The following is a 22,724-nucleotide window of genomic DNA, read 5'->3' as shown; positions in this document are numbered from 1 at the left end:
AATCTAGGAAGCTGCGGCCGCATCCGAAAGACGGCCCTTCCGTCCCGTCCCGCAGCGCTCTACGACAGCGCCATGACCGACCCCGCTTCGCTCCCCTATCGCCCCTGCGCCGGCGTGATGCTGCTCAACCACGACGGCCGCGTCTTCGTCGGCCAGCGGCTCGATTCGACGCTGGAGGCCTGGCAGATGCCGCAGGGCGGGATCGATCCGGGCGAGGACGCGCTGGAAGCGGCATTTCGCGAGCTGTGGGAAGAGACCGGCGTCGCTGGTGACCATGTCGAGCTGATCGCCGAGGCGCCCGAGGAACTGCAGTACGACCTGCCCGAGGATCTGATCGGCAAGGTGTGGAAGGGCAAGTGGCGCGGCCAGCGCCAGCGCTGGTTCCTGCTGCGCTTCCTCGGCGAGGACGGCGATATCGACATCGCCACCGCGCATCCCGAATTCCGCGCCTGGCGATGGGCCGAGCCGGCCGAGCTCCCCGAACTGATCGTGCCGTTCAAGCAGGCGCTGTACGAACGGCTGCTCGAACTGTTCGCGCCGCAGCTCGGCTGAGCGGTTCAGGCTCGGCGCCGGGCCGGCATCACCGCGAAGGACAGGCCGGTCACCGTGCCCAGCACGACGCCGGAGACGATCCCGCCGACCAGCCCGCGAAAGGCGATTTCGAGGCTGCTCGGCTCCGCGCTGCCGATCGACGCGGCGACATAGATGCAGGGCAATGCCGCCCCCCAGCCGAGCGCGTTGACCGCGATCCACCAGCGCGCATTGCCGGCCGCGCGCTGCAGCACCAGCGCCTGCGCCAGTCCGAACAACAGCCCCAGCCCCAGTCCGAAACCGGCGGCGGTGACGGCCGTCTGGAACAGCGTTTCGACCGCGGGCAGCAAGGGATCACCGTCGAGCGAGGGAAACACCGCATACCAGGCGGCGACGGACCACACGGCAATGCCGACCAGCGTCGTCGCTGCCACCCAGTCGCGCAGGTTCAGCGCCGGAAACTGGCGGCGTAGCGCCCAGCCCTGTAGCAGGCCGAGCACCAGCCCCTGCATCAATCCGCTCGCCGCCTTGGCGAAGAACACCATCCACTCGGCGGTGGCGCCCATCGGCACCGGATCGAAGCGGTCGACGGTGACCCACCACAATGCCCCGATGGCGATGCCGAGCAATTCGCCCGCCGCGCACGCCTCTATCCAGCGGGTAAAGCCATCCTCTTCCTGCACGTTGCCATCCTTCGGGGGCTTGCGGACTTCGGGGTTAAACCGACGAGCGCCTCTCTTGTATCACGATTGAGACACGAGTTTCCCAAACGCCACAAGCCCGGAAACAGGCGGAGAACAACGGATAAATCGATGCGAAACCGTATCGATGTGAAACGTGTCGCTTCTAAGTCACTCGAATTCCAGGATCGCCGCGTCGACCGCAAGGCTGTCGCCCGCGGCGAAATGCGCGTGCTTGACGGTGCCCGGCCGTTCGGCGCGCAGGATATTCTCCATCTTCATCGCCTCGATCACCGCCAGCGCCTGCCCCGCCTCTACCCGGTCGCCGGGCTGGACGTGCAACCGGGTGAGCAGCCCGGGCATCGGCGCGAGCAGGAAGCGGCTCAGGTCGGGCGGCACCTTCTCGATCATGTGATCGCGGTACTGCGCGACATGCGGCGGCAGCACCTCGACAAGATGCGCGGCGCCATGCGCGGTGAGCTTCCAGCCGGTGCGAATGCGATCGACCGACGTGGCGAATTCGGCACCGTCGATGCGCGCGACGAATTGCGGATCGCCGGCGCGCCATTCGCCGGAAACCTCCAGCGGGGGCGTGTCGCTCGACAGGTTCACCAGCAGTCCGGTGGCACAACCATCGACCGTCACGTCGAAGCGGCGGTCGCCGATCCGCACCGCGCGTGCGGTAGAGGGTGTTGCCGGCGTGCCGAGCTGCCCCCCAATGGCCGCTGTCCGCGCCGAGCGGGCGAGGTCCAGCACCACGGCCACGGCCGCCAGGCGCCGCACCAGCGCTTCGTCCGCCGGGGCGCCGTGGAAGCCCTCGGGATATTCCTCCGCAATGAAGCCGGTGGTGAGTTCGCCCGAGCGGAAGCGCGGGTGCTGCATGATCGCCGAGAGGAAATCGATATTGTGGCCAATGCCGTCGATGCGGAAGCGGTCGAGCGCCTGGACCTGCAGGTCGGCGGCTTCGTCACGGGTCGGCGCCCAGGTGATCAGCTTGGCGATCATCGGATCGTAGAACATGCTGATCTCGGACCCCTCGGTCACACCGTCATCGACGCGGATATAGCCCTGCCCCGCCTGCTCCGCGGCGGGCGGCCGGTAGCGCACCAGCCGTCCCGTGCTCGGCAGGAAGCCGCGATAGGGATCCTCGGCATAGACGCGGTTCTCGATCGCCCAGCCGTCGAGCATCACCTCGTCCTGGGTGAACGCCAGCTTTTCGCCCGCCGCCACGCGGATCATCTGCTCGACGAGGTCGAGCCCGGTGATCGCCTCGGTCACCGGATGCTCCACCTGGAGCCGGGTGTTCATCTCGAGAAAGTAGAAGCCTTGGCCAGTCTTGTCGGCACCCGAGACGATCAGTTCGACCGTGCCCGCGCTATAATAGCCGACCGCCCGTGCGAGCGCGACCGCCTGCTCGCCCATCGCCTTGCGCATCGCGGGCGTGACGAAAGGCGACGGCGCTTCTTCCACCACCTTCTGGTGACGGCGCTGGATCGAGCATTCGCGCTCGTTGAGATAGACGATGTTGCCGTGCTGGTCGCCGAGCAGCTGGATCTCGATATGGCGCGGGCTCTCGATGAACTTCTCGATGAACACGCGGTCGTCGCCGAAGCTCGCCAAGCCTTCGCGCTTTGTCGCCTCAAAGCCCTCGCGGACGTCCTGCTCGCTCCAGGCGAGCCGCATGCCCTTGCCGCCGCCGCCGGCCGAGGCCTTCATCATCACCGGATAGCCGATCTCGGTCGCGATCCGGACGGCATGCTCGGTATCGGCGATCTCGCCCAGAAAGCCGGGGACGACATTGACGCCCGCTTCCTTGGCGAGCTTCTTCGATTCGATCTTGTCGCCCATCGCCGCGATCGCCCCCGGCGGCGGCCCGACAAAGGCGATGCCGGCCTCGGCACAGGCCCTGGCGAAGCTCTCGCGCTCGGAGAGGAAGCCATAGCCGGGATGGATCGCGTCAGCGCCGGTTTCCTTGGCGGCGAGCAGGATCAGGTCCGCGCGGAGATAGCTCTCCGCCGCCGGCGCGGGCCCGAGCCGCACCGCCTCATCCGCCATCCGCACATGCGGCGCGCGGGCATCCGCATCCGAATAGACCGCGACCGTGGCGATGCCCATCTTCCTGGCGGTACGCATCACCCGGCACGCGATTTCGCCACGGTTGGCGACGAGGATCTTCTTGAACATCAGAGCTTTACTACCCCTAAAAGCCAAAGGCTGATGACCGACAGGGCGGCCATCAGAAGAAATAGCGGCGGCCAGACGATGGCGCGGTAGAGCCATGGCCGCCGCAGTTCGAGTCGGAGCATGAAGGGGCTGTTCGCCCAATCGACGAAGGGAAAGGCAATCGCCCGCCAAAGCCAATCGAGCTCGTGCGGCACGTTACTCCGCCGCCTCCAGTTCCACCTTGCACTCCGCGGCCATCGGCGTGATGCCGAGGCGAGCGAACAGCGCGGCGTCCTTGTCGTCGCCGGCATTGCCCGCGGTCAGCAGCTTGTCGCCGGTGAAGATCGAGTTGGCGCCCGCAAGGAAGCAGAGCGCCTGGGTCGCATCGCTCATGCTCTCGCGGCCTGCGGACAAGCGGACCATCGAGCGCGGCATGGTGATCCGCGCCACCGCCACCGTGCGGACGAACTCGATATCGTCGATCTTGGCGAGCGGCGTGTCGGCCAGCATGTCGCCCAGCACCGTGCCCTTCACCGGCACCAGCGCGTTGACCGGCACGCTGCCCGGATGCACCGGCAGGGTGCTAAGCGCATGAATGAAGCCCACGCGGTCGCCCCGCGTCTCGCCCATGCCGACGATGCCGCCGCAGCACACGTTGATGCCCGCCTCGCGGACATGCTCCAGCGTCTCCAGCCGCTCCTCGAAGCTGCGGGTGGTGATCACCTCGCCATAGCGTTCGGGCGAGGTATCGATATTGTGGTTGTAGTAATCGAGCCCGGCATCGGCGAGCGTCTTGGCCTGCGCGTCGGTGAGCATGCCCAGCGTCATGCAGGTTTCCATGCCCATCGCGCGGACGCCCTTCACCATCTCGACGATGGCGCCCATGTCGCGATCCTTGGGGTTGCGCCAGGCGGCGCCCATGCAGAAGCGGGTCGAGCCATGGTCCTTGGCCTGCGCCGCCGCCTGCAGCACCGCGCGCGGATCCATCAGCTTGGTCGCCTTGAGGCCGCTATCGGCATGCACCGACTGGCTGCAATAGCCGCAATCCTCGGGGCAGCCGCCGGTCTTGATCGAAAGGAGCGTCGAGCGCTGAACCTGGTTGGCCGGATGGTTGGCACGGTGCACCTCGGCCGCGCGGAACACGAGCTCGGTGAACGGCAGGTCGAACAGCGCGGCGATCTCGTCGCGGGTCCAGTCGGTGCGGACGGGGGATTCGAGGGTCAAGCAACAAACTCCGGTGAACGGTTTCGCCGCCCGGCATAGCGGGTGCGGGCGCCGGCGTAAAAGGGCAGCATGGTCACTCGGCAGCGGCGTCCAAGGGTGGCATGTTGTGGCCGAGCAGCCGCAGCACGTCCGCCGCACATTCGACGACGTTGGAGCCCGGGCCGTAGATGCCCTGCACGCCCGCCGCGCGCAGCATCTCGTAATCCTGCGGCGGGATCACGCCGCCGGCGATGACCTTGACGTCGCTCCGCCCGGCTTCGCGCAGCCCGCGGATCAGTTCGGGGATCAGCGTCTTGTGTCCCGCGGCGAGGCTGGACGCGCCGACCACGTCGACGCCGCTGTCGAGCGCCAGCACCACGGTTTCCTCCGGCGTCTGGAACAAGGGGCCGCTGACTACTTCGAACCCCATGTCCGAAAAGGCCGAAGCGATGACGTTGGCGCCGCGATCATGCCCGTCCTGCCCCATTTTGGCGACGAGCAGGCGGGGCTTGCGGCCGAGGCGGCGCTCGACGGCCTCGACGCCGCGCACCACCTCCGCCCAGCGGGCATCTTCCGCATAGGGCGCGGCATAGACACCCTTCACCGGCGTTGGCTGGGTGGCATAGCGGCCGAACACATCCTCCATCGCCGCGCTGATCTCGCCCAGCGTCGCGCGTGCACGCGCCGCCACGACGGCGAGCGCCAGCAGGTTGCCACCCGCCTTTGCCCCCTCGCGCAGCGCGTCGAGTGCCGTCTGGCACGCCGCCTCGTCGCGCGCCGCCTTCACCCGCTGGATACGGGCGATCTGCGCCTCGCGCACCGCCGCATTGTCGACCTCCAGCGTCTCGAGCAGATCCTCGTTCAGCAGCCGGTATTTGTTGACACCGACGATCACGTCCTCGCCGCGATCGACCCGCGCCTGGCGGGCGGCCGCGGCCTCCTCGATCATCGCCTTGGGCCAGCCCGCGGCCACGGCCTTCGCCATGCCACCCTCGGCCTCGACGCGTTCGATGATCGCCCATGCCTTGTCGACCAGTTGCCGGGTCAGGCTCTCGACATAATAGCTGCCGCCCAGCGGATCGACGACCTTGGTCATCCCCGTTTCTTCCTGCAGCACGATCTGTGTGTTGCGGGCGATGCGGGCGGAGAAGTCGGTCGGCAGCGCAATCGCTTCGTCGAGCGCGTTGGTGTGGAGGCTCTGGGTGCCGCCCAGCATCGCCGCCATCGCCTCGATCGTGGTGCGGATGACGTTGTTGTACGGGTCCTGCTCGGTGAGCGACACGCCCGAGGTCTGGCAATGGGTGCGCAGCATCTTCGAGCGGTCGTCCTGCGCGCCAGCTTGCGTCATCACCCGGTGCCACAACACCCGCGCGGCCCGCAGCTTCGCCACTTCCATGAAGAAGTTCATACCGATTGCGAAGAAGAAGCTCAGGCGGCCGGCAAACTTGTCGATATCCAGGCCCGAGGCGACGCCGTACTTCACATATTCCATGCCGTCGGCGATGGTGAAGGCAAGCTCCTGCACCTGCGTCGCGCCGGCTTCCTGCATGTGGTAGCCGGAAATGGAAATACTGTTGAATTTCGGCATGTTCGCGCTGGTATAGGCGAAAATGTCTGAAATGATCCGCATGCTCGGTTCGGGCGGGTAGATATAGGTGTTCCGAACCATGAACTCCTTGAGGATGTCGTTCTGGATCGTCCCTTCCAGCTTCTCCTGCGGAACCCCCTGCTCCTCTCCCGCGACGATGAAGAAGGCCAGCACCGGGATCACCGCCCCGTTCATCGTCATCGAGACCGACATCTGATCGAGCGGGATGCCGTCGAACAGGATCTTCATATCCTCGACGCTGTCGATCGCCACGCCTGCCTTGCCGACGTCACCGACAACGCGCGGGTGGTCGCTGTCATAGCCGCGATGGGTGGCGAGATCGAACGCGACCGAGAGGCCCTTCTGCCCGGCCGCGAGGTTGCGGCGGTAAAAGGCGTTCGATTCCTCGGCGGTGGAAAAGCCGGCATATTGCCGAACCGTCCAGGGGCGCCCGGCATACATCGAGGCGCGCACGCCGCGGGTAAAGGGTGCGAAGCCCGGCAGACCGGGGTCGACATCCGCCACATCGTCCTGCGTATACAGCGGCTTGACCTCGATACCTTCGGGCGTGTCCCAGGTCAGACTCCTGCCCTTCACTTCCCTCGCGGCAGCGGCAGACCATTGATCGAAGGAGGGTTTGGTCACAACACCTCTCCCTTTGGGAGAGGGAGGGGCCCGCCGCCGAAGGCGGTGCAAGGGTGAGGGTGAATGGCGGGCGAGAGCAAATCACCCTCACCCTTCCCATCGCTGACGCGATGGGCCCCTTCCCTCTCCCAAGGGGAGAGGGAGATTTGCTCAATGCCCTTCACGCGGCGTCTCCATGATTTCGGTGAGCACCCCGCCCATGTCCTTGGGATGGATGAAGAAGATCGGCGTGCCGTGCGCCCCGATGCGCGGCTCGCCGAGCAGCTTGCAGCCCTTGGCCTCGAACCAGGCCTTGGCCTCGTGGATATCGGGCACCTCATAGCAGAGGTGATGCTGCCCGCCCGCCGGGTTCCTGGCGAGGAAGCCATGGATCGGCGAGACCTCGCCCAGCGGTTCGATCAGCTCGATCTGGCTGTTGGGCGTATCGACGAAGCAGACCCTCACGCCCTGCGCGGGCAGGTCGAAGGGTGCGCGGATCACCGCTGCCCCCATCACGTCGCGGTAAAAGGCGATCGAGGCTTCGATCGACGGCGTCGCGACGCCGACATGGTTGAGACGGCCGAGTTTCATCGTGCCCATTGCTCCTTTCCGTCCGGATCCGTCGCGCAGGGCGCGCGCGGCGCACCGCGCGACGGGATCACGCTTATTTCTTCGCCGCCGTCGGCGCGGGCATCGCATAGGGAAAGCCGCACGCCGCATAGACCTTGCGGAACAGCGCGTCGTCGCCCGGCGCCTTGAAGACCCCCTCGATCATGGTCTCGCCCTGCGGCACGCCGACCCGCACGGTCTTCGACTTGGCGATCTTGTCGACCAGCAGGAACACCTCGACCGCTTCGCCATTATAGGCGCCCGCTCCCGGAAACTGCCACTGGCTCATCTCAGCCATCGCTTCGTCATAGGTGACGGTCACGGTCCGCGAATCCCCCGCCGGGATCGGCGGACGCGGGATGAACTGGACCGAGACGATCGGCGTCGCCGCCGTATCGCACCGCACCACCAGGCGCGCGTTGCCGTCCTCGCTGCGGATCGTCGCGCTTGCCGATTTCGCCTGCGCGGGGTCGGTGCTTTCCTTGAAGGTCCAGGCCGGTGCTGCCGATGCCGCGGTTGCCTGTCCCCCGAGCAACGTCGTGAATGCGAGAATGAAACTGAACATTGCTATCCTTTCACCGTGCGGCGCGGGCGTGCCCCCCAGCCGTCACAGCGGGATGTTGTCATGCTTCTTCCACGGGTTCTCAAGCTGCTTGTTCCGCAGCTTGCGCAAGCCCAGCGCGATGCGACGGCGCGTCGAGTGCGGCATGATTACCTCGTCCACAAAGCCCTTGCTCGCCGCCACGAACGGGTTGGCGAAACGCGCTTCATATTCGGCGGTGCGCGCGGCGATTTCCTCGGGGGTGCGGCCCCGGAAGATGATCTCCACCGCGCCCTTGGCGCCCATCACCGCGATCTCGGCAGTCGGCCAGGCATAGTTGAGGTCGCCGCGCAGATGCTTCGAGGCCATCACGTCATAGGCGCCGCCATAGGCCTTGCGGGTGATCACGGTGATCTTGGGCACCGTCGCCTCGGCATAGGCGAAGAGCAGCTTGGCGCCGTGCTTGATGATCCCCGAATGCTCCTGGCCGACGCCCGGCAGGAACCCCGGCACATCGACAAAGGTGACGATCGGAATTTCGAACGCATCGCAGAAGCGCACGAACCGCGCCGCCTTCTTGGAGGCGTTGATGTCGAGGCAGCCGGCCAGCACCATCGGCTGGTTGGCCACCACGCCAACGGTGCGCCCCTCGATCCGGCCGAAGCCGATCAGGATGTTGCCGGCGTGCGCAGGCTGCAGCTCGAAAAACTCGCCCTCGTCAAGCGTCTTGCCGATCAGCTCGTGCATGTCATAGGGCTGGTTGGCGTTGGGCGGGATGATGGTGTCGAGGCTCTCGTCGATTCGATCCCAGGGATCGTCGCAGGGCCGCTCGGGCGGGGCCTCGCGGTTCGAGGCCGGCAGGAAGTCCACGAAGTCGCGGGCCGCGAGCAGCGCCTCGATATCGTTCTCGAAGGCCACATCCGCGACCCCCGACTTCGTGGTATGCGTCACCGCTCCACCCAGCTCCTCCTGCGTGACGATCTCGTTGGTAACGGTCTTCACTACATCCGGGCCGGTGACGAACATGTAGGACGAGTCCTTCACCATGAAGATGAAGTCCGTCATCGCGGGGCTGTACACCGCACCGCCGGCGCAGGGCCCCATGATCAGGCTGAGCTGCGGCACCACGCCCGAAGCCAGCACGTTGCGCTGGAACACCTCGGCATAGCCGCCGAGCGAGGCGACGCCCTCCTGGATGCGCGCGCCGCCGCTGTCGTTGAGGCCGATCACGGGCGCGCCGACCTTCATCGCCATGTCCATGATCTTGCAGATCTTCTGCGCGTGCCGCTCCGAGAGCGAACCGCCGAACACGGTGAAGTCCTGGCTGAACACGAAGACGAGCCGGCCGTTGATCGTGCCCGAACCGGTGACCACGCCGTCGCCGGGGATCACCTGGGTCTCCATGCCGAAATCGGTGCAATTGTGCTCGACATACATGTCGAGCTCCTCGAAGCTGCCCTGGTCGAGCAGCACCTCGAGCCGCTCGCGCGCGGTCAGCTTCCCCTTGGCATGCTGTGCGTCGATCCGCTTCTCGCCGCCGCCCAGACGGGCAGCGGCACGGCGGCGTTCCAGTTCCTCGATCGTCGACGACATCGGCATTCTCTCCGTGGGCGCAGCTTGTGCACCGGGCCATGCCGGCTTCGCAAATGCAATGTTGCAAAGTTGCGGGTGAGGGGTTTGCAGACTATCCGAAGCCATGGCCAGCACCGTCCCGCCCCTGCCCCGCCGTCGCCTGTTCGAAGGCTTTCGCCTGCGCGAGCTCCGCCGCCGCCTGCACATCCCGCAGGCCGGGATGGCGCAGCGGCTCGGCATCTCCGTCTCCTACCTCTCCCAGATCGAGAACAATGACCGGCCGATCACCGACGGCGTGTTGCTGGCGCTGGCGCGCGAATTTCCGGTCGAGGCGGCCGAGATCAACGGCGAGGGCGGCACCGCCACGCTGCTCCGCGCGATCGACGCCGCGACGGACAGCAGCGTGGCTACCGATCGGATCGACGAAGCCGATGTCCGCCGCGGCATCGAACAGCAGCCGCTGCTCGCCCGGCGGATCGTCGCGTTGCACGACGCCTATCGCCGCAGCCAGGAGCAGTTGCGGGTGCTCGACGACCGGTTCGACACCGGCTCGGGCGACGCAGCACCGCTCCCCTGGGAGGAGGTGCGTGACTGGTTCCAGGCCGAGGGCAATTACATCGACGCGATCGATCGCTCGGCGGAATTGCTGGCCGATGCCCTCGCGCTCGACGACGACAATATCGTCCGCGCGTTCGAGGACCGGCTGCGGCTGTGGCACGGGGTCCGGGTGATCGGCGCGCAGGGCGACGGCAGCGAGCTCAGCCGCTTCGACGAAGGCGCGCGCACGCTGGCGCTCAACCATGCCCTGCCCCCGGAAAGCCGCGCCTTCCTCCTCGCCCACCGGCTGGTCCGCTACGAATTCGCCAACGAGATGCGGCTGGTGATCGATCGTGCCGGGCTCGCCTCCGCGGCTGCGCGCGAGTTGCTGAGCGTCGGGCTCGCCAACTATGCCGCGGGCGCGCTGCTGATGCCCTATGGCCGCTTTCGCGCCGCCGCCTATGAGGTCCGCCACGACATTGATCGCCTGCGCCAGCGCTTCGCGGTGAGCTTCGAGCAGGCGTGCCACCGGCTCTCGACGCTGCAGCGGCCCGGCGCGCAGGGGCTGCCGGTATTCTTCTGCCGGGTCGACATGGCGGGCAACATCACCAAGCGGCACTCGGCCACCCGGCTGCAATTCGCAGCGCTCGGCGGCGCCTGCCCGCTCTGGATCGTGCACGAGGCGGTGGCGATCCCCGATCGCATCCTCGTACAGCTCGCCGAAATGCCCGATGGCACCCGCTATGTCTCGATGGCCAAGGGGCTGGTGAAGCCCTCGGGCAGCTTCACCCGCCCGCCCCGACGCTATGCCGTCGCGCTGGGCTGCGAGGAGGCGCATGCGGCCGACTTCGTCTATGCCGATGCGCTGCGCACCGGCGGCGCGGCGACACCGATCGGCGCCTCCTGCCGCATCTGCCCCCGCCTCGACTGCGACCAGCGCGCCTTCCCGCCCGCCGGATCGGTGATCGAGATCGATCCCGATCGCCGCCGCGCCGTGCCGTACGGCTTTCGCTGACGCTTGCGGGCGCCGCCGGCTTCATGGCATACCCAAAGCTCAAAAACAGAAATCTGGAGAGGTGCCATGGCAACCGCGCTCGCGCCCACGTCCCACGTCAGCGACGCCGAATGGGAGGCGCGCCAGCAGCTCGCCGCCTGCTACCGCGTGTTCGACATGCTCGGCTGGTCCGAGATGATCTACAACCACATCACGGTGAAGCTGCCCGACCAAGAAGGCGCCTTCCTGATCAACCCGTTCGGGCTGCATTTCAGCGAGGTGAAGGCCTCCAACCTCGTCAAGATCGACATCGACGGCAACAAGCTGGACGACTCGCCCTATCCGGTGAACCGCGCCGGCTTCGTCCAGCACGCGCTGTTCCACCGCCATCTGCCCGACGCGCATTGCATCATGCACAGCCACACCACCGCGGGCATGGCGGTCGCGTCGCTCGAAGGCGGGCTGCGGCCGACCAATTTCTATGCCTGCAACTTCATCGGCCAGATCGCCTACCATGATTTCGAAGGCGTCACCGTGCGCGACGAGGAAGGCGAACGGCTACTCGCCCATCTCGGCGACAAGCGAATGATGCTGCTGCGCAACCACGGCATCCTCGCCATGGGTCGCACGCTGCCCGAGGCGTTCGTCAAGCACTGGGCGCTGCAGCGCGCCTGCGAGATCCAGGTCTCGACGATGAGCATGGGCCGGCCGATCGAGATCGCGCCGGAGGTGGTCGCGGTGCACCAGCGCGACGTCCATATGGCGCAGGTGCCGGGCGGCCCGGGCGCGGCGGACTTCGCGGCGATGGTCCGGCTGGTCGATCGGATCGATCGCAGCTGGCGCGACTAGCCGAACCGGAAGCCGCTCACCGCCCAGCCGAGCACGTGGTCACGATACCGCGGGGGCACTGTAGCGCCTGAGAAGGCATCGGCCGACAATGCCGGTTTCGGAAACCCGTCGTTTCCCGCTAGGGTCACGCGCATGACTCGGTTTACCGTCAACAACCAGCCGGTCCAGTACGACATGGATCCGCAGACCCCCTTGCTCTGGGCCTTGCGCGACGCCTCCAACCTCACCGGCACCAAATATGGCTGCGGCACCGGCGATTGCGGTGCCTGCACCGTCGACATCGACGGTGCCGCGCGGCTCGCCTGCCGCGAGACGATCGGCGCGATCGAGGGTACCTTCGTCACCACCATCGAGGGGCTCTCGTCCGATCGCAGCCACCCGGTGCAGCAGGCCTTTCTCGCCGCCAATCTCGTCCAGTGCGGCTATTGCATCCCCGGCATGGTGATGGCCGCATCGGTGCTGATCCGCACCAATCGCAACCCGTCGGAGGAAGACATCCGCCAGGGCATCCCCAATATCTGCCGCTGCGGCATCTATCCGCGACTGGTCGCGGCGATTCAGGATGCCGCGCGGATCGCGCGCGGCGATCCCGCCGACGCGGCCTGAATGCTTTCAATCTGCTGTCAGCGCAATTCAGAACCCGCTCAGCGTCGGGCGCGTATCCGAGCGGCATCGGCACGGCGACTTCGCCGCTGCCACCGGAGAATGGTTCGATGAAGAGGATGCTGTTGGCGGCGATCGCAGCCGCGACTGCGCTGGTACCCGCCGCTGCCATGGCGCAGGAGCGCGGCGAGCATCGCGGCAATGGCGGCTGGATGCGGCCCGAGGGCTTTCGCGCCCAAGGCGGGCAGGCCGGGCCGCGCCCGCAGGGAGCGCCGCAGGCGCAGCCGCAGGATCGCGGCAACTGGCAACGCCCTCAGGGCAATCCCGGCTGGCAGCGTCCGCAAGCCTCGCCACAGGCGATGGACCGCGGCGAGTGGCGTCGGCCGGAAGGTCAGCCGCGCCCCGCCTTCCAGCAGCCGCAGGGCACGCAGCCCCAGGGCCAGCCGCAGCGCGACTGGCGCGGCGGACGGCGCTCCGACTGGCAGAACCGCGGCGACGCCCGCAACCCGCAGGCCGGGCAGGACCGCCGCTGGGACGATCGCTCGCGCAACCAGTGGAACGGCACCCGCAACTGGGACCGCCGCGACGGCAATCGCGGCTGGAACGATCGCCGGGATTGGGACCGCGGCGATCGCTGGCGCGGCGATCGTGGCGTCTGGAACAATGGCTGGCGGAGCGACCATCGCTACGACTGGCGCGCCTATCGCGACTATAACCGCAGCCTCTACCGCCTGCCGCGCTATTATCCGCCCGCACGCTGGAGCTACGGCTATCGGCGCTTCTCGATCGGCTACCGTCTCGACAGCTTCCTGTTCGCACAGCAATATTGGATCAGCGACCCCTATTCCTACCGCTTGCCGGAGGTCTGGGGACCCTATCGCTGGGTCCGTTATTATGACGACGCGCTGCTCGTCGACGTCGATACCGGCGAGGTCGTCGACGTGATCTACGGCATCTTCTGGTAATGAAGGCGGGGGCCGGCGGCGACGCCGGCCCCTTCCGCTTGCAATCGCCGGAGCGCACGGCAAAGAGTCCGACCGTGAGCAAGAGCAACCCCAACAGCAAGGGATCGCCCTCCCCCGAACGGGCGAAGATCGGCCGCGAGGTCGCGGCGCGGCTGGACGCCCATCCCGCCGTCCGGCGAGCCAAGATCGAGCTGGCGCAGGTCTATACCTATCCCGCGTTCTTCAGCGATGCCGAGTGCGACATGCTGATGGCGCTGATCGACAGCAACGCGCGCCCCTCGACGCTGCTCGCCGCCACCGACGATCCCGACTATCGCACCAGCCACAGCTCGGACCTGTATCGCTGGTCCCCGGACGTGCAGGCAATCGACAACCGCATCGCCGATCTGCTGGGTATCCCGGTCGAAAATGCCGAGACGATGCAGGGCCAGCGCTATGCGCCCAATCAGCAGTTCCGCGCGCATTGCGACTATTTCCACGAAGACAGCGGCTATTGGGACAAGATGGTGGAGACCGGCGGCCAGCGCACCTGGACGGCGATGGCCTATCTCAACGACGTGGAGGAAGGCGGCGCCACCTGGTTTCCGCGCGCGGGCATCCGCTTCAAGCCCAAGCGCGGGCTGCTGCTGATCTGGAACAACATGCTCGCGGACGGCAGCCCGAACTACGACACGCTCCACGAGGGGATGCGCGTGGTCGAAGGGACCAAGTACATCATCACCAAATGGTTTCGCGAACAGGCCTGGATCAAGGCGCCGATCCAGACCTACCGCTCCGGCGTGGTCGACGCGGACGCCGACTGAGCGCGGGGCCCCCTCGACATCGCGGGGCGCACCGGCCACATCGGGGCCATGTCCTCTGCCCTCAATGTTCACCGTTCGATCCTGGGCCAGCCCTGGCGCTGGCGCGGGCTTGCCGCCGATGCGCGCGACCCGAATTTCGCGCCCGACGATCTCGTCACCCAGCTGCTGCTGACCCGCGGGGTCGAGCGCGAAGATCTGGAGCGCCACCGCACCCCCAGCATCCGCGCCTTCATGCCCGATCCGTCGATCTTCCGCGACATGGACCGCGCCGCCGAGCGCCTCGCCGATGCCGTGGAGGCGCGCGAACAGGTCGCGATCTTCGGCGATTACGATGTCGATGGCGCCACCTCCGCCGCGCTGCTGATCCTGCTGCTGCGCGAACTGGACCTGGAGGCGACGCCCTATATCCCGGACCGTCTGATGGAAGGCTATGGCCCCTCGGGCGAGGCGCTGGTTCGGCTCAAGCAACAGGGCCATGGGCTGATCGTCACCGTCGATTGCGGCGCGCAGGCCTTTGAGGCGCTCGCGATGGCGCGCGACGCGCAAGCCGACGTGATCGTCGTCGATCACCATAAATGCGCGACCGAACTGCCCGTCGCACATGCGCTGGTAAATCCGAACCGGCTGGACGAAGCCGAAGGGGCCGAACATGGCCATCTCGCCGCGGTGGGGGTTGCCTTCCTGCTCGGTGCCGCCCTGGTCCGCACGCTGCGGGCCCGCGGTTATTTCACCGGCCGGGCCGAACCGCGCCTGCTCGATCTGCTCGATATCGTCGCGCTCGGTACGGTGGCGGATGTGGCGCAGCTCAAGGGCCTGAACCGCGCCTTTGTGGCGCAAGGCCTCAAGGTGATGGCACAGCGCCGGAACATCGGCATCGCGGCGCTGATCCAGGCCTCGCGCCTCACCCGTGCGCCCACCTGCACCGATCTCGGCTTCGCGCTCGGCCCGCGCATCAACGCGGGCGGCCGCGTCGGCAAGTCCGATCTCGGGGTGCGTCTGTTGACCACGCGCGATCCTGCCGAGGCGCATGCCATCGCCGCCGAGCTGGACCTGCTCAACGAAGAGCGTCGGACGATCGAGGCGGAGGTGCAGACTGCCGCCGAATCGCTGTGCATGGCGGGCAGCGAGCGGATGGTCGCGCTCGTCGCCGGCGAAGGCTGGCATCCGGGCGTCATCGGCATCGTCGCCGGTCGGCTGAAGGAGAAGTTCGGCCGTCCCGCTCTGGTTATCGCCGTGGGAGAAGACGGGATCGGCAAGGGATCGGGTCGTTCGATCCCCGGCGTTGATCTGGGCGCGGCGGTGCTCGCGGCCAAGGATGCCGGTCTGCTGATCGCCGGCGGCGGTCACGCGATGGCGTGCGGCGTCACCGTCGCGGGCGACCAGGTGGACGCGCTGGCCGACTTCCTCGAAGCGCGGCTGGCCGAGCGAATCGCGGTGGCGCGCGGCGAGCGCGCGCTGCTCCTCGATGCGGTGCTCAGCCCGACGGGGGTGAACCCGTCGCTGGTCGAGGCGATGGAAGCCGGCGGCCCATATGGCATGGGCTGGCCGGCGCCGCGAATCGCGGCGGGGCCGGTACGGGTGCTGAAGGCGGATGTCGTGGGCACGGGCGGGCATGTCCGCGTGATCGTCGCGGGGGCGGACGGGCAGAGCCTCAAGGCAGTCGCCTTCCGCCAGGCGGATACGGAATTGGGCCAGGCCCTGCTCTCGGCACCGTCGCACCGCCGCCTCTGGCTCGCCGGCCGCGCCAAGGTCGATACCTGGGGAAGCCGCCCTGCGGCGGAATTGCACATAGAAGATGCGGCATGGGCAGAATGAGTGCTTGACGGTTTTGGAATCGCCCCCTATTCGGCCGCTCCACGCCACGCAGTTGGCCCCTTCGTCTAGCGGTTAGGACGCGGCCCTTTCACGGCTGAAACACGGGTTCGATTCCCGTAGGGGTCACCATCGGTGCAATGCAGCAAGAGGCCCCATCGTCTAGCGGTTAGGACGCGGCCCTCTCACGGCTGAAACGCGGGTTCGATTCCCGCTGGGGTCACCATAATAAAAGGAAATCGTTAGGTTATTTTAATTTAGCCAGAAACGACCGTTGCACTGTGGCAGGCTTTCCGAAGACGGTTTCTGAGCACCGTATCTACACCGCCTTCATATCTTCCAGAATGTCCCGGGCCCCTTTTGGGCCCCTTTTGGCGCTTGGGGCACACTTCCTTGCCGCACTCTCGCCCTCTGGACATCCTTAATCTAGCGAATGCGCAAACAGCTTTGGTTTGAGGCTACCGGGTCACGATGCTACATCTGATTAGCCATGCTGACTGAACGGTTGGCCCATACTCCCTGCGCTCAGGATGTCGACGAGAAGAGCTTCAGCCGGTTGACGGTTAAGCACCTCGTTCGAGACGTAAGGCCGCCTTAAAGTTCATCCCGGAAACTGCCGCTCAAGCTTGCCTGCGCCACCGCGCGGACCTGCAGTCTTTGACAGGGCCCCACATCGCTCGAGCGATAACCTTAACCGTCGGCGAAGTGCAAACTCTTCGCGGAAGTCGCTCAAAGTCACGCGCGGCTAGGTGTGGGCAACGATCCAGTGAGCGACGCTCACGCGGCGAGCATCCGATCAAGCGGGATGTCGGCCAGGCTCAGCAATTCATGCACGAAGGGCTGATGCAGGCCAGCCGAGGCATAATGCGTCATGATCGCCCGGGTGGCATCGACAAAGACGGCGCGGTTGGCCACAGTCAGATCGGCGCGCCATGCCGCCTCCGCCGCGAAATAGGCGTCGATCCGGGTGCGCACTTGATCGAACCAACTGCGGAGTTCGGCAGTCAGCGCACGATAGTCGAGATCGTCGATCAACTGCGCCAAGGCGGTCTCGCGCCGCTGCCGCCGGGTCAGATAGAGAGATTCACCGGGATGATGTCGACAATCATGATCGGCCGATAGGATCGCCTCCATTGCGTCGCGCAGCCGCGTCGCGGCGCGCCGCCGGCTTTCGACCGGCGAGGCACGATAGAGCCCGCAAACCTCGATGGTCGCGAGACCTCGGGGCACCGCCTTTTCCTGCGCCGAGGTACGTGGTTCGACATAGCCGTCTGAGCGAAACAGCAAATGCGGGGCAGGATCGGTGCGGCACGGGTCGAGCAGCAACGGCTGCTCGTACGCCTCATGGCCGGGTGCCGTCGCGCGCGCTGACCCAGCGACCAGCGGAAACTGGTTGCCCTTACCGCTGGTCGCGGGAACAACGCAGCCGTTAGGCATGAGCTGCTCCTGCTCGCGCGCCCGATTGCAGCCGATGCACGACGGCAGCAGATTGTCCCAGTCAGCCGCGAGCCAGAAATAGCCGGGCTTGCTGCGCTGGCCGTTCGCCTCGATCACCGCCCCCTTTGGCCGGTAATGCTCGACGTCCATCGGCGAGACATGGTCGTACCGGCTCTCGCAATAGGCGCAGTGCCCGCCGAACAGGGTGTGCAGCACCACCTTGACCGCATCGTCGCTATAGGCCTTGAACTCGGGCGCATCATTTGGCTTGGTCGGCAGCGGCGCCAATGTCGGCGCGATCCCGGCATAATGCCACAAGGCCGCTTCGATCTCGGTGAGCCCGGTCGCCTGTGCTCGTTTGGCAAATGCCGCGAGAACCGCCGCTGGGGCGGGTGTCCGCTGAACCGCGATCATGCCGGGTCCGCCTTGGCGTCGTTCCAGATCGCGTCGAGCTCGACCTCGAGCGCTTGGTCCTGCTGCGTCCGCTCGGGCAGCGTCGAGACCCGCAGCGCGATATGCCGGTCGATAGCGGCCAGCAGCCGCTGCTCGCGCTCGGTCTGGCCGATGCGCTGCTTCTTGTTGATCTCCTCGCGCAACCGGTCGATCTCGGGCGCGAGGCTGGCGTCCTTCTGGCTATCGCGCAGCAGGCGGTAATAGCGGTCGAATAGCTCTTGGAAATCCGGATCGAGCGTCGAGTGCATCCCGAAATGCTCCGACGTCAGGATCTGGTCGATGCGCATCCCCGAGACATCGGGCAGGTCGGGGACCAGGCCGATGCGGTTGTCGGCGCCGCGTGCCATCACCTGCACTTCGCCCGGTCCCATGCCGCGCAGGCACAAGGGATCGTGCGTTGTCACAAGGAACTGGACGCGCGGCAGTGCCTTGCGCATCGCCGACATCACTCGCATCTTCCAGCGCGGATGCAGGTGCGTCTCGACTTCATCGATCAGCACAACGCCTTGCGCGTCGAGCAGATCGACCCCGCCCATCAGCCCGCGTAGCATGTCGACAGCGGTCGCGAAGATTGAGCGATAACCCTCGCTGTGCCGCGCCAGCGGCGTCTCGAATTCACCGTCGACGATGTAGACGCCGCGCTCCTCGTCCTGCTTGAGGTAGGAGCCCTGCGGTAGCAACAGAATCTCGGCAAGTGCGCGAGCGATCTCGGGAAAACGGTCGGTACCGAGTTCGCGCAGCCACAGTTCGGGATGCGGCAGCGACCATGACGCGTCAAACAATCCGCGCGGTCCGCCGCTCTTCAACCGCCGCCTGCGCCCCGGCATGAAATAGCGCCGCGAACTATAGGCGAGCACATTGGCGCGCGGCTCGGCGTTGCCCTCGAACTTGTCGTTTCTCCCGATCGTTAGCTCGGCCGGCGGCCCCTCCCAGAACTCGATCGTCACCTTGGTCGGACCATAGGGTGCACGGTGACCGCCCCGCTGCGGATCGGGCTCGACATCACGCGGCTTGGCAAGCTTGTTCGCCGCCGTGGTGCCGACCAGGGCCAGCGTCACTGCCTCGAGCACGCTGCTTTTGCCGGTCGCATTCTCGCCGAGCAGCATGATCGCGGCCGACGAACTGCTGTCGCGACGCATTGGCTCCATGTCGATCACGACATGATCGATCGCCTTAAAATTTTCGATCTCGATGCGCTTGATCGGCGGGGTGAACGGGCGTGGGGCGGCTACCGGCGCTGCCTTGGCCGCGGTGCTGTCGCTAACGGCTTCGAGGGTCCGCAGCGTGTCGGCGATATCGCTTGGCGATGTTTGGGCCAGAACACTCTCGATCAGCCCGGCGGCATCCTCGAACGAAAAGGCGAAATGCCCGACCCGCTCAGCAAGCGCCGCTAACAAGCGATAGCGCAGGATCTGCTGACAGCCGGCAAACGGGATCGCGGCATCGTCGAGCTCGCGCAGCGTCGTGACCGGATCGTCGCCTTGGGGTGTGGTCAGCCGCTGGGCAAGGTAGGAGAATACGTTGCGGCGCTCCTCGACCAGGCCTTCGCGATTGAGCTCGAGCATCCCGATCGTCGCCCCGCCGCGCTTCGAGCGCGGGTGGCAGCGGCCATCAAGCGTGAAATCGAGATGGCGCGACGGGCGATCGTAGCCGGGATCGAGCAGCTGCGGTGATTCCTGCGCGCGAACGCGTGCCAGTGGCGCGGCCAAGGGTGCCCGGCCGCCATTCAGGGGAAAGGCGTTGCGCTTGCGCCCGCTGCATGCCTGGCAGACCAGCAGGAGGTTCTCCCAGTCATAAGCGAGCCAGGCATAATGATGCGGGAGGCGCTTGCGGCCGCCACCGGCATTGCTGGTCGGGCGATGATGCTCGACATGAAGCGGACTGGAGCGTTGCGTCTCACAATAGGCGCATTTGCTGTGGAACAGGCGTGCCAGCGCCTCGCGCACCTCGTCGCTTTGGTAAAGCTTTTCATCGAGCGGCGCGCGCCGTGCCGAGCTTTCTGCTTCAGGCAATTGCAGGAACTCGAGGATCGCCCGGCGGGCTGCGACAACGCGCTCGCCGGTTAGCGGCGTCGGACTTATGGTGCGATGTTCGACCCGTCTCATGCCTGCACCTCGATGTTTGTCTGCGCAACCGGTAACTCCTCGGCGCGGACCGGAAGGTCATGGCTGAGGAGTCCCCAGATCGCAGTCTCGTCGTGATCGCGCAGATTCAGTGCGTGACGCAGCGCGCGGATTGCTGCACCGTTCTTGTCGGCGCGCGCCCAATAGCTCAGATGCCGGAACACCGGAGCGCCGATCGGCACGCGAATATCGCGGATGCCGGGACCAAGCAGCGGTGCGACCGGCCCAGAAATGAAATCGCCGATCAGGCCGAGCACGTTGGGATAATAGATATTGGACCAGACTGTCGGCGCGAACACCGCCCCATGGTGCGGGATTTTCTCGCCGCCGCTTTCGTAGGTGAAGCGCATCCGATTGCCGCGTTCAGATTGCGGCGGACAGGCGGGCTGGTCGCGCAGCGCAATCCGCGCGTCGAGATCCTTGCGATCCTTGGCGAGCAGGACATCGGCATTACTGAGCGGCGAGCCCATGGTGACAAAATCGCTAACCAGCCAGACCGGCGGCGCTTCCCTGATCCTGGCGAGTTCAGTCCGATAGTTGCGCTGCGCATCGCGATAAGCGCTGAGGGCCTCGCCCGAATTCGGTGTCTTGTCGAGCTTGTCAGCAACGCGCTCGAGCTGGGCTAGCGCTGCTTGGCAGGCCGGATTGCCGCGATGGGCAGCGATCAACGCCTCGCGATCGAGCCTGCCCCAGGCATAATGGAGAATATCATAACCGATCACGCTGCCCAGCGAATGCCCCGCCACGACAATCCGGTCATATTCGCCGGTATCCTGGATCTTGGCCAAGAGGTCGATCCCCGCCTCGCGGATCATCTGCCGCGCCGCGACATTGTCTGGCGAGGGGCTGAGATAGCGCGCCGCGTCGCCCGCAACCGGCCGTAGCCAGAGCGCTGAGAAGCCGCCGCCGATTGCAGCAACCATAGCCCAGCCCCAGGTCGGGATCCCGAAATGGCTGAGATCGGGCTTCACCGCCGTCAGCAAGGCCAGCGCGATGCCAGCGAAGAGAATGAATAATCCTGCGATCCAGCCGCCTAGCAAGCGGCGAGGCACCTGCCCGGGCTTGCGGACGAGCAGGCGCAAGAGCCAGCTCATGACCGCTCCGATGCTGTTGCCCTGCATCAAATGAGCCCAGTAGAATTCGAAAAAATCCACGCGTCGCACCGGGTCGTCGTCGCCTGGCGCCGGCTTCCAGTAGCGCGTCGTCAGCCGCCGCAGCTCAAAACTGCCGGTGATCGCCTCAGGCTTGGAATAGGTTTCGCCCTTGGACCAGTTCTGATTGAGATTCTTGTCATAACGCCAAGCAGCATCGACGAACCGGCGTAGCGTATCCATCGGCCATTGCTCGCCCATCCCGTGGATGACGATCACGGCGGTCTTGCACTTGCTCCGCGCGACCGGGTTGTCGTACTCGGTTTCCGGCGGTCCATCTTCATGGTCGGTCGTTGCGCGGTTGCTCATCTCTTGGCTCCCCTGAGCGCAAAGTGCGCGGTGAAGACAGACTTTTGATCTTCATATATCCATGTGACTATAAATTAGATCAAGAACAATACTTGTCCAATACGGATTTACGTTCGCTGTAGAAAGTGCCTACGTGCAGTATTGCCAGTTACCACTGCATCTCATTTCTTCAGTTTTACCAGCAGGAGTGCCGCTTCTGTTGTGGGTGTCCTCAATGAGTCCACGAATTGCCGCTTTGACCGAAACTGGCCGCTCCTGGATAGCTTGTGATCGGCAGGTTTGGCCGTTAGGTCGCCCATTCCCGCAACGCTGCGATCTGGTCCTGCCGCCCAAAACGAGTCATTTTACACACCTCCGCCAAGCAGTACAAAGGATCAACTGTAAATTTGGTTGAGCTTTGCAGCCTCGCGCCCATAGTCCGCGTGATCGATCCATTTCGAATAGTGCCGGAACAGCATTGCCGCGCTTTTGTGGCCCAGTTGCCGGGCGATGTAGGCTGGGTTTACGCCTCCCATCAGTGCCGTCGTGGCATAGGTATGGCGCGTTTGATAGGCGTCCCGACTCCTAATTCCGAGCGCACGCAGCGTGGGATGGAAGTAAAGCTTTCGCTGGTCCTGGACGTCCGGCCACGGATTGTTTGTAACCGGATTTATAAAAATCGGTGAATCGAGCCCACGCATGAAACTATGCACTTTCTGCCGCTGCAGGACCGACATCATCCTAGGCGTAAGATCAATGTCCCGGACGGTATTGGTTTTGGTCGATTTCTCAACTGCCCGGACACGAGCCCGCTCGACCCGGATCAACTGACGCTTCCAATCGACATCACGCCACTGAACAACAATCTGCTCGCTCGGACGCATGCCAGTTCCGAATGCGAATTCATACCAGTTCCAGACCTGTTCGTCGTAATGGTCGCGAATATGGCCAAGTATGCGCTCGGTCTCTTCTCGATCGAATGGATCGGGGTCGCGCTTCTGATGTTTCTGGCTCTTTATTCTTTCCGTCGGGGAGCGATCAATTAGAAGGTCATCGACAGCAAGTTCAAATTGACCTGCTCCCCAGAATTCATGCCATTGGTAAGTTAGCTCGTCAGATGGAGACGAGCGATGCGGCGAAGCCGATTTACCGAGGATCAGATCATTGGGGTGCTGCGGGAGCATGAGGCTGGCGTGAA

19 protein-coding genes and 2 tRNA genes are annotated in these 22,724 nt (G+C 65.6%); 9 read left to right on the top strand and 12 right to left on the bottom strand.

The window, feature by feature from the left end:
• The first annotated feature begins 72 nt into the window (after positions 1 to 72).
• Positions 73 to 552, top strand: coding sequence for an RNA pyrophosphohydrolase (locus S2M10_RS15740; RefSeq protein WP_168846924.1), 480 nt, complete (start codon positions 73 to 75; stop codon positions 550 to 552).
• Between the two features lie 5 nt (positions 553 to 557).
• Here the strand turns inward: S2M10_RS15740 and S2M10_RS15735 are convergent, their stop codons facing one another.
• The 8 genes from S2M10_RS15735 to S2M10_RS15700 form a co-directional block, all read right to left on the bottom strand.
• Positions 558 to 1,214, bottom strand: a complete 657-nt coding sequence (locus S2M10_RS15735) for a hypothetical protein (protein ID WP_168846923.1) — start codon at positions 1,212 to 1,214, stop codon at positions 558 to 560.
• Positions 1,215 to 1,382: 168 nt separating this feature from the next.
• Entirely contained in the window at positions 1,383 to 3,395 is a 2,013-nt protein-coding gene (locus tag S2M10_RS15730; protein WP_168846922.1) for an acetyl/propionyl/methylcrotonyl-CoA carboxylase subunit alpha, read from the bottom strand.
• Positions 3,395 to 3,589: a hypothetical protein gene (locus S2M10_RS15725; RefSeq protein WP_168846921.1), complete on the bottom strand. Its 195-nt coding sequence runs from the start codon at positions 3,587 to 3,589 to the stop codon at positions 3,395 to 3,397. Before S2M10_RS15725 ends, S2M10_RS15730 begins: the two co-directional genes overlap by 1 nt.
• Before the next feature lies 1 nt (position 3,590).
• On the bottom strand, positions 3,591 to 4,598 hold the full coding sequence (gene bioB, locus S2M10_RS15720; RefSeq protein ID WP_168846920.1) for a biotin synthase BioB: 1,008 nt from the start codon (positions 4,596 to 4,598) through the stop codon (positions 3,591 to 3,593).
• A 73-nt stretch (positions 4,599 to 4,671) separates the two neighbouring features.
• Positions 4,672 to 6,810: a methylmalonyl-CoA mutase gene (gene scpA, locus S2M10_RS15715; protein ID WP_348770617.1), complete on the bottom strand. Its 2,139-nt coding sequence runs from the start codon at positions 6,808 to 6,810 to the stop codon at positions 4,672 to 4,674.
• A gap of 150 nt (positions 6,811 to 6,960) precedes the next feature.
• Positions 6,961 to 7,380, bottom strand: coding sequence for a methylmalonyl-CoA epimerase (mce, locus tag S2M10_RS15710; protein WP_168846918.1), 420 nt, complete (start codon positions 7,378 to 7,380; stop codon positions 6,961 to 6,963).
• Positions 7,381 to 7,453: 73 nt separating this feature from the next.
• Entirely contained in the window at positions 7,454 to 7,963 is a 510-nt protein-coding gene (locus S2M10_RS15705; protein WP_168846917.1) for a hypothetical protein, read from the bottom strand.
• A 42-nt stretch (positions 7,964 to 8,005) separates the two neighbouring features.
• Positions 8,006 to 9,532, bottom strand: a complete 1,527-nt coding sequence (locus S2M10_RS15700; protein ID WP_168846916.1) for an acyl-CoA carboxylase subunit beta — start codon at positions 9,530 to 9,532, stop codon at positions 8,006 to 8,008.
• A gap of 103 nt (positions 9,533 to 9,635) precedes the next feature.
• Between S2M10_RS15700 and S2M10_RS15695 the strand changes: the two genes are divergently transcribed.
• From S2M10_RS15695 to S2M10_RS15660, 8 genes are all read left to right on the top strand, one after another.
• Positions 9,636 to 11,063, top strand: a complete 1,428-nt coding sequence (locus S2M10_RS15695) for a short-chain fatty acyl-CoA regulator family protein (RefSeq protein ID WP_168846915.1) — start codon at positions 9,636 to 9,638, stop codon at positions 11,061 to 11,063.
• Between the two features lie 66 nt (positions 11,064 to 11,129).
• Positions 11,130 to 11,891, top strand: coding sequence for a class II aldolase/adducin family protein (locus S2M10_RS15690; protein WP_168846914.1), 762 nt, complete (start codon positions 11,130 to 11,132; stop codon positions 11,889 to 11,891).
• A gap of 132 nt (positions 11,892 to 12,023) precedes the next feature.
• A complete protein-coding gene (locus S2M10_RS15685; RefSeq protein WP_168846913.1) occupies positions 12,024 to 12,497 on the top strand; it encodes a (2Fe-2S)-binding protein in 474 nt (157 codons plus the stop codon).
• A gap of 107 nt (positions 12,498 to 12,604) precedes the next feature.
• Positions 12,605 to 13,459: an RcnB family protein gene (locus S2M10_RS15680; RefSeq protein ID WP_211091082.1), complete on the top strand. Its 855-nt coding sequence runs from the start codon at positions 12,605 to 12,607 to the stop codon at positions 13,457 to 13,459.
• Positions 13,460 to 13,533: 74 nt separating this feature from the next.
• Positions 13,534 to 14,262, top strand: coding sequence for a 2OG-Fe(II) oxygenase (locus S2M10_RS15675; protein ID WP_168846912.1), 729 nt, complete (start codon positions 13,534 to 13,536; stop codon positions 14,260 to 14,262).
• Positions 14,263 to 14,310: 48 nt separating this feature from the next.
• A complete protein-coding gene (gene recJ / locus S2M10_RS15670; protein WP_168846911.1) occupies positions 14,311 to 16,077 on the top strand; it encodes a single-stranded-DNA-specific exonuclease RecJ in 1,767 nt (588 codons plus the stop codon).
• A 54-nt stretch (positions 16,078 to 16,131) separates the two neighbouring features.
• Positions 16,132 to 16,206, top strand: a tRNA-Glu gene (locus S2M10_RS15665).
• Between the two features lie 19 nt (positions 16,207 to 16,225).
• A tRNA-Glu gene (locus S2M10_RS15660) sits at positions 16,226 to 16,300 on the top strand.
• 551 nt (positions 16,301 to 16,851) lie between these two features.
• On the opposite strand, the gene S2M10_RS15655 is transcribed toward S2M10_RS15660, so the two are convergent.
• The 4 genes from S2M10_RS15655 to S2M10_RS15640 all read right to left on the bottom strand — a co-directional run.
• Positions 16,852 to 17,925, bottom strand: a complete 1,074-nt coding sequence (locus S2M10_RS15655) for a hypothetical protein (RefSeq protein ID WP_168846910.1) — start codon at positions 17,923 to 17,925, stop codon at positions 16,852 to 16,854.
• Positions 17,922 to 19,976 (bottom strand): AAA family ATPase, encoded by a 2,055-nt coding sequence (locus S2M10_RS15650; protein ID WP_211091081.1) that lies wholly within the window; start codon positions 19,974 to 19,976, stop codon positions 17,922 to 17,924. Before S2M10_RS15650 ends, S2M10_RS15655 begins: the two co-directional genes overlap by 4 nt.
• Before the next feature lie 89 nt (positions 19,977 to 20,065).
• The gene (locus S2M10_RS15645) at positions 20,066 to 21,547 is read right to left on the bottom strand and encodes a hypothetical protein (RefSeq protein WP_168846908.1); all 1,482 of its coding nucleotides are present in this window, start codon (positions 21,545 to 21,547) and stop codon (positions 20,066 to 20,068) included.
• 374 nt (positions 21,548 to 21,921) lie between these two features.
• Positions 21,922 to 22,724 (bottom strand): site-specific integrase (locus S2M10_RS15640; RefSeq protein ID WP_211091080.1); only part of this gene is annotated, 803 nt, incomplete at its 5' end.

Origin of the sequence: Sphingomonas sp. S2M10, from assembly GCF_012650175.1 — a bacterium.
GTDB lineage: Bacteria > Pseudomonadota > Alphaproteobacteria > Sphingomonadales > Sphingomonadaceae > Sphingomonas.
Note: the sequence above shows the minus strand (reverse complement) of the source record. Positions and strands in the feature narration are given on the sequence as shown.

Excerpts from the sequence above, each read along its gene's own strand:
- S2M10_RS15740 (WP_168846924.1), top strand. The coding sequence starts at position 73 with ATGACCGACCCCGCTTCGCTCCCCTATCGCCCCTGCGCCGGCGTGATG.
- S2M10_RS15730 (WP_168846922.1), bottom strand. The coding sequence starts at position 3,395 with ATGTTCAAGAAGATCCTCGTCGCCAACCGTGGCGAAATCGCGTGCCGG.
- mce (WP_168846918.1), bottom strand. The coding sequence starts at position 7,380 with ATGAAACTCGGCCGTCTCAACCATGTCGGCGTCGCGACGCCGTCGATC.
- S2M10_RS15705 (WP_168846917.1), bottom strand. The coding sequence starts at position 7,963 with ATGTTCAGTTTCATTCTCGCATTCACGACGTTGCTCGGGGGACAGGCA.
- S2M10_RS15700 (WP_168846916.1), bottom strand. The coding sequence starts at position 9,532 with ATGTCGTCGACGATCGAGGAACTGGAACGCCGCCGTGCCGCTGCCCGT.
- S2M10_RS15695 (WP_168846915.1), top strand. The coding sequence starts at position 9,636 with ATGGCCAGCACCGTCCCGCCCCTGCCCCGCCGTCGCCTGTTCGAAGGC.
- S2M10_RS15690 (WP_168846914.1), top strand. The coding sequence starts at position 11,130 with ATGGCAACCGCGCTCGCGCCCACGTCCCACGTCAGCGACGCCGAATGG.
- S2M10_RS15685 (WP_168846913.1), top strand. The coding sequence starts at position 12,024 with ATGACTCGGTTTACCGTCAACAACCAGCCGGTCCAGTACGACATGGAT.
- S2M10_RS15680 (WP_211091082.1), top strand. The coding sequence starts at position 12,605 with ATGAAGAGGATGCTGTTGGCGGCGATCGCAGCCGCGACTGCGCTGGTA.
- recJ (WP_168846911.1), top strand. The coding sequence starts at position 14,311 with ATGTCCTCTGCCCTCAATGTTCACCGTTCGATCCTGGGCCAGCCCTGG.
- S2M10_RS15655 (WP_168846910.1), bottom strand. The coding sequence starts at position 17,925 with ATGATCGCGGTTCAGCGGACACCCGCCCCAGCGGCGGTTCTCGCGGCA.
- S2M10_RS15645 (WP_168846908.1), bottom strand. The coding sequence starts at position 21,547 with ATGAGCAACCGCGCAACGACCGACCATGAAGATGGACCGCCGGAAACC.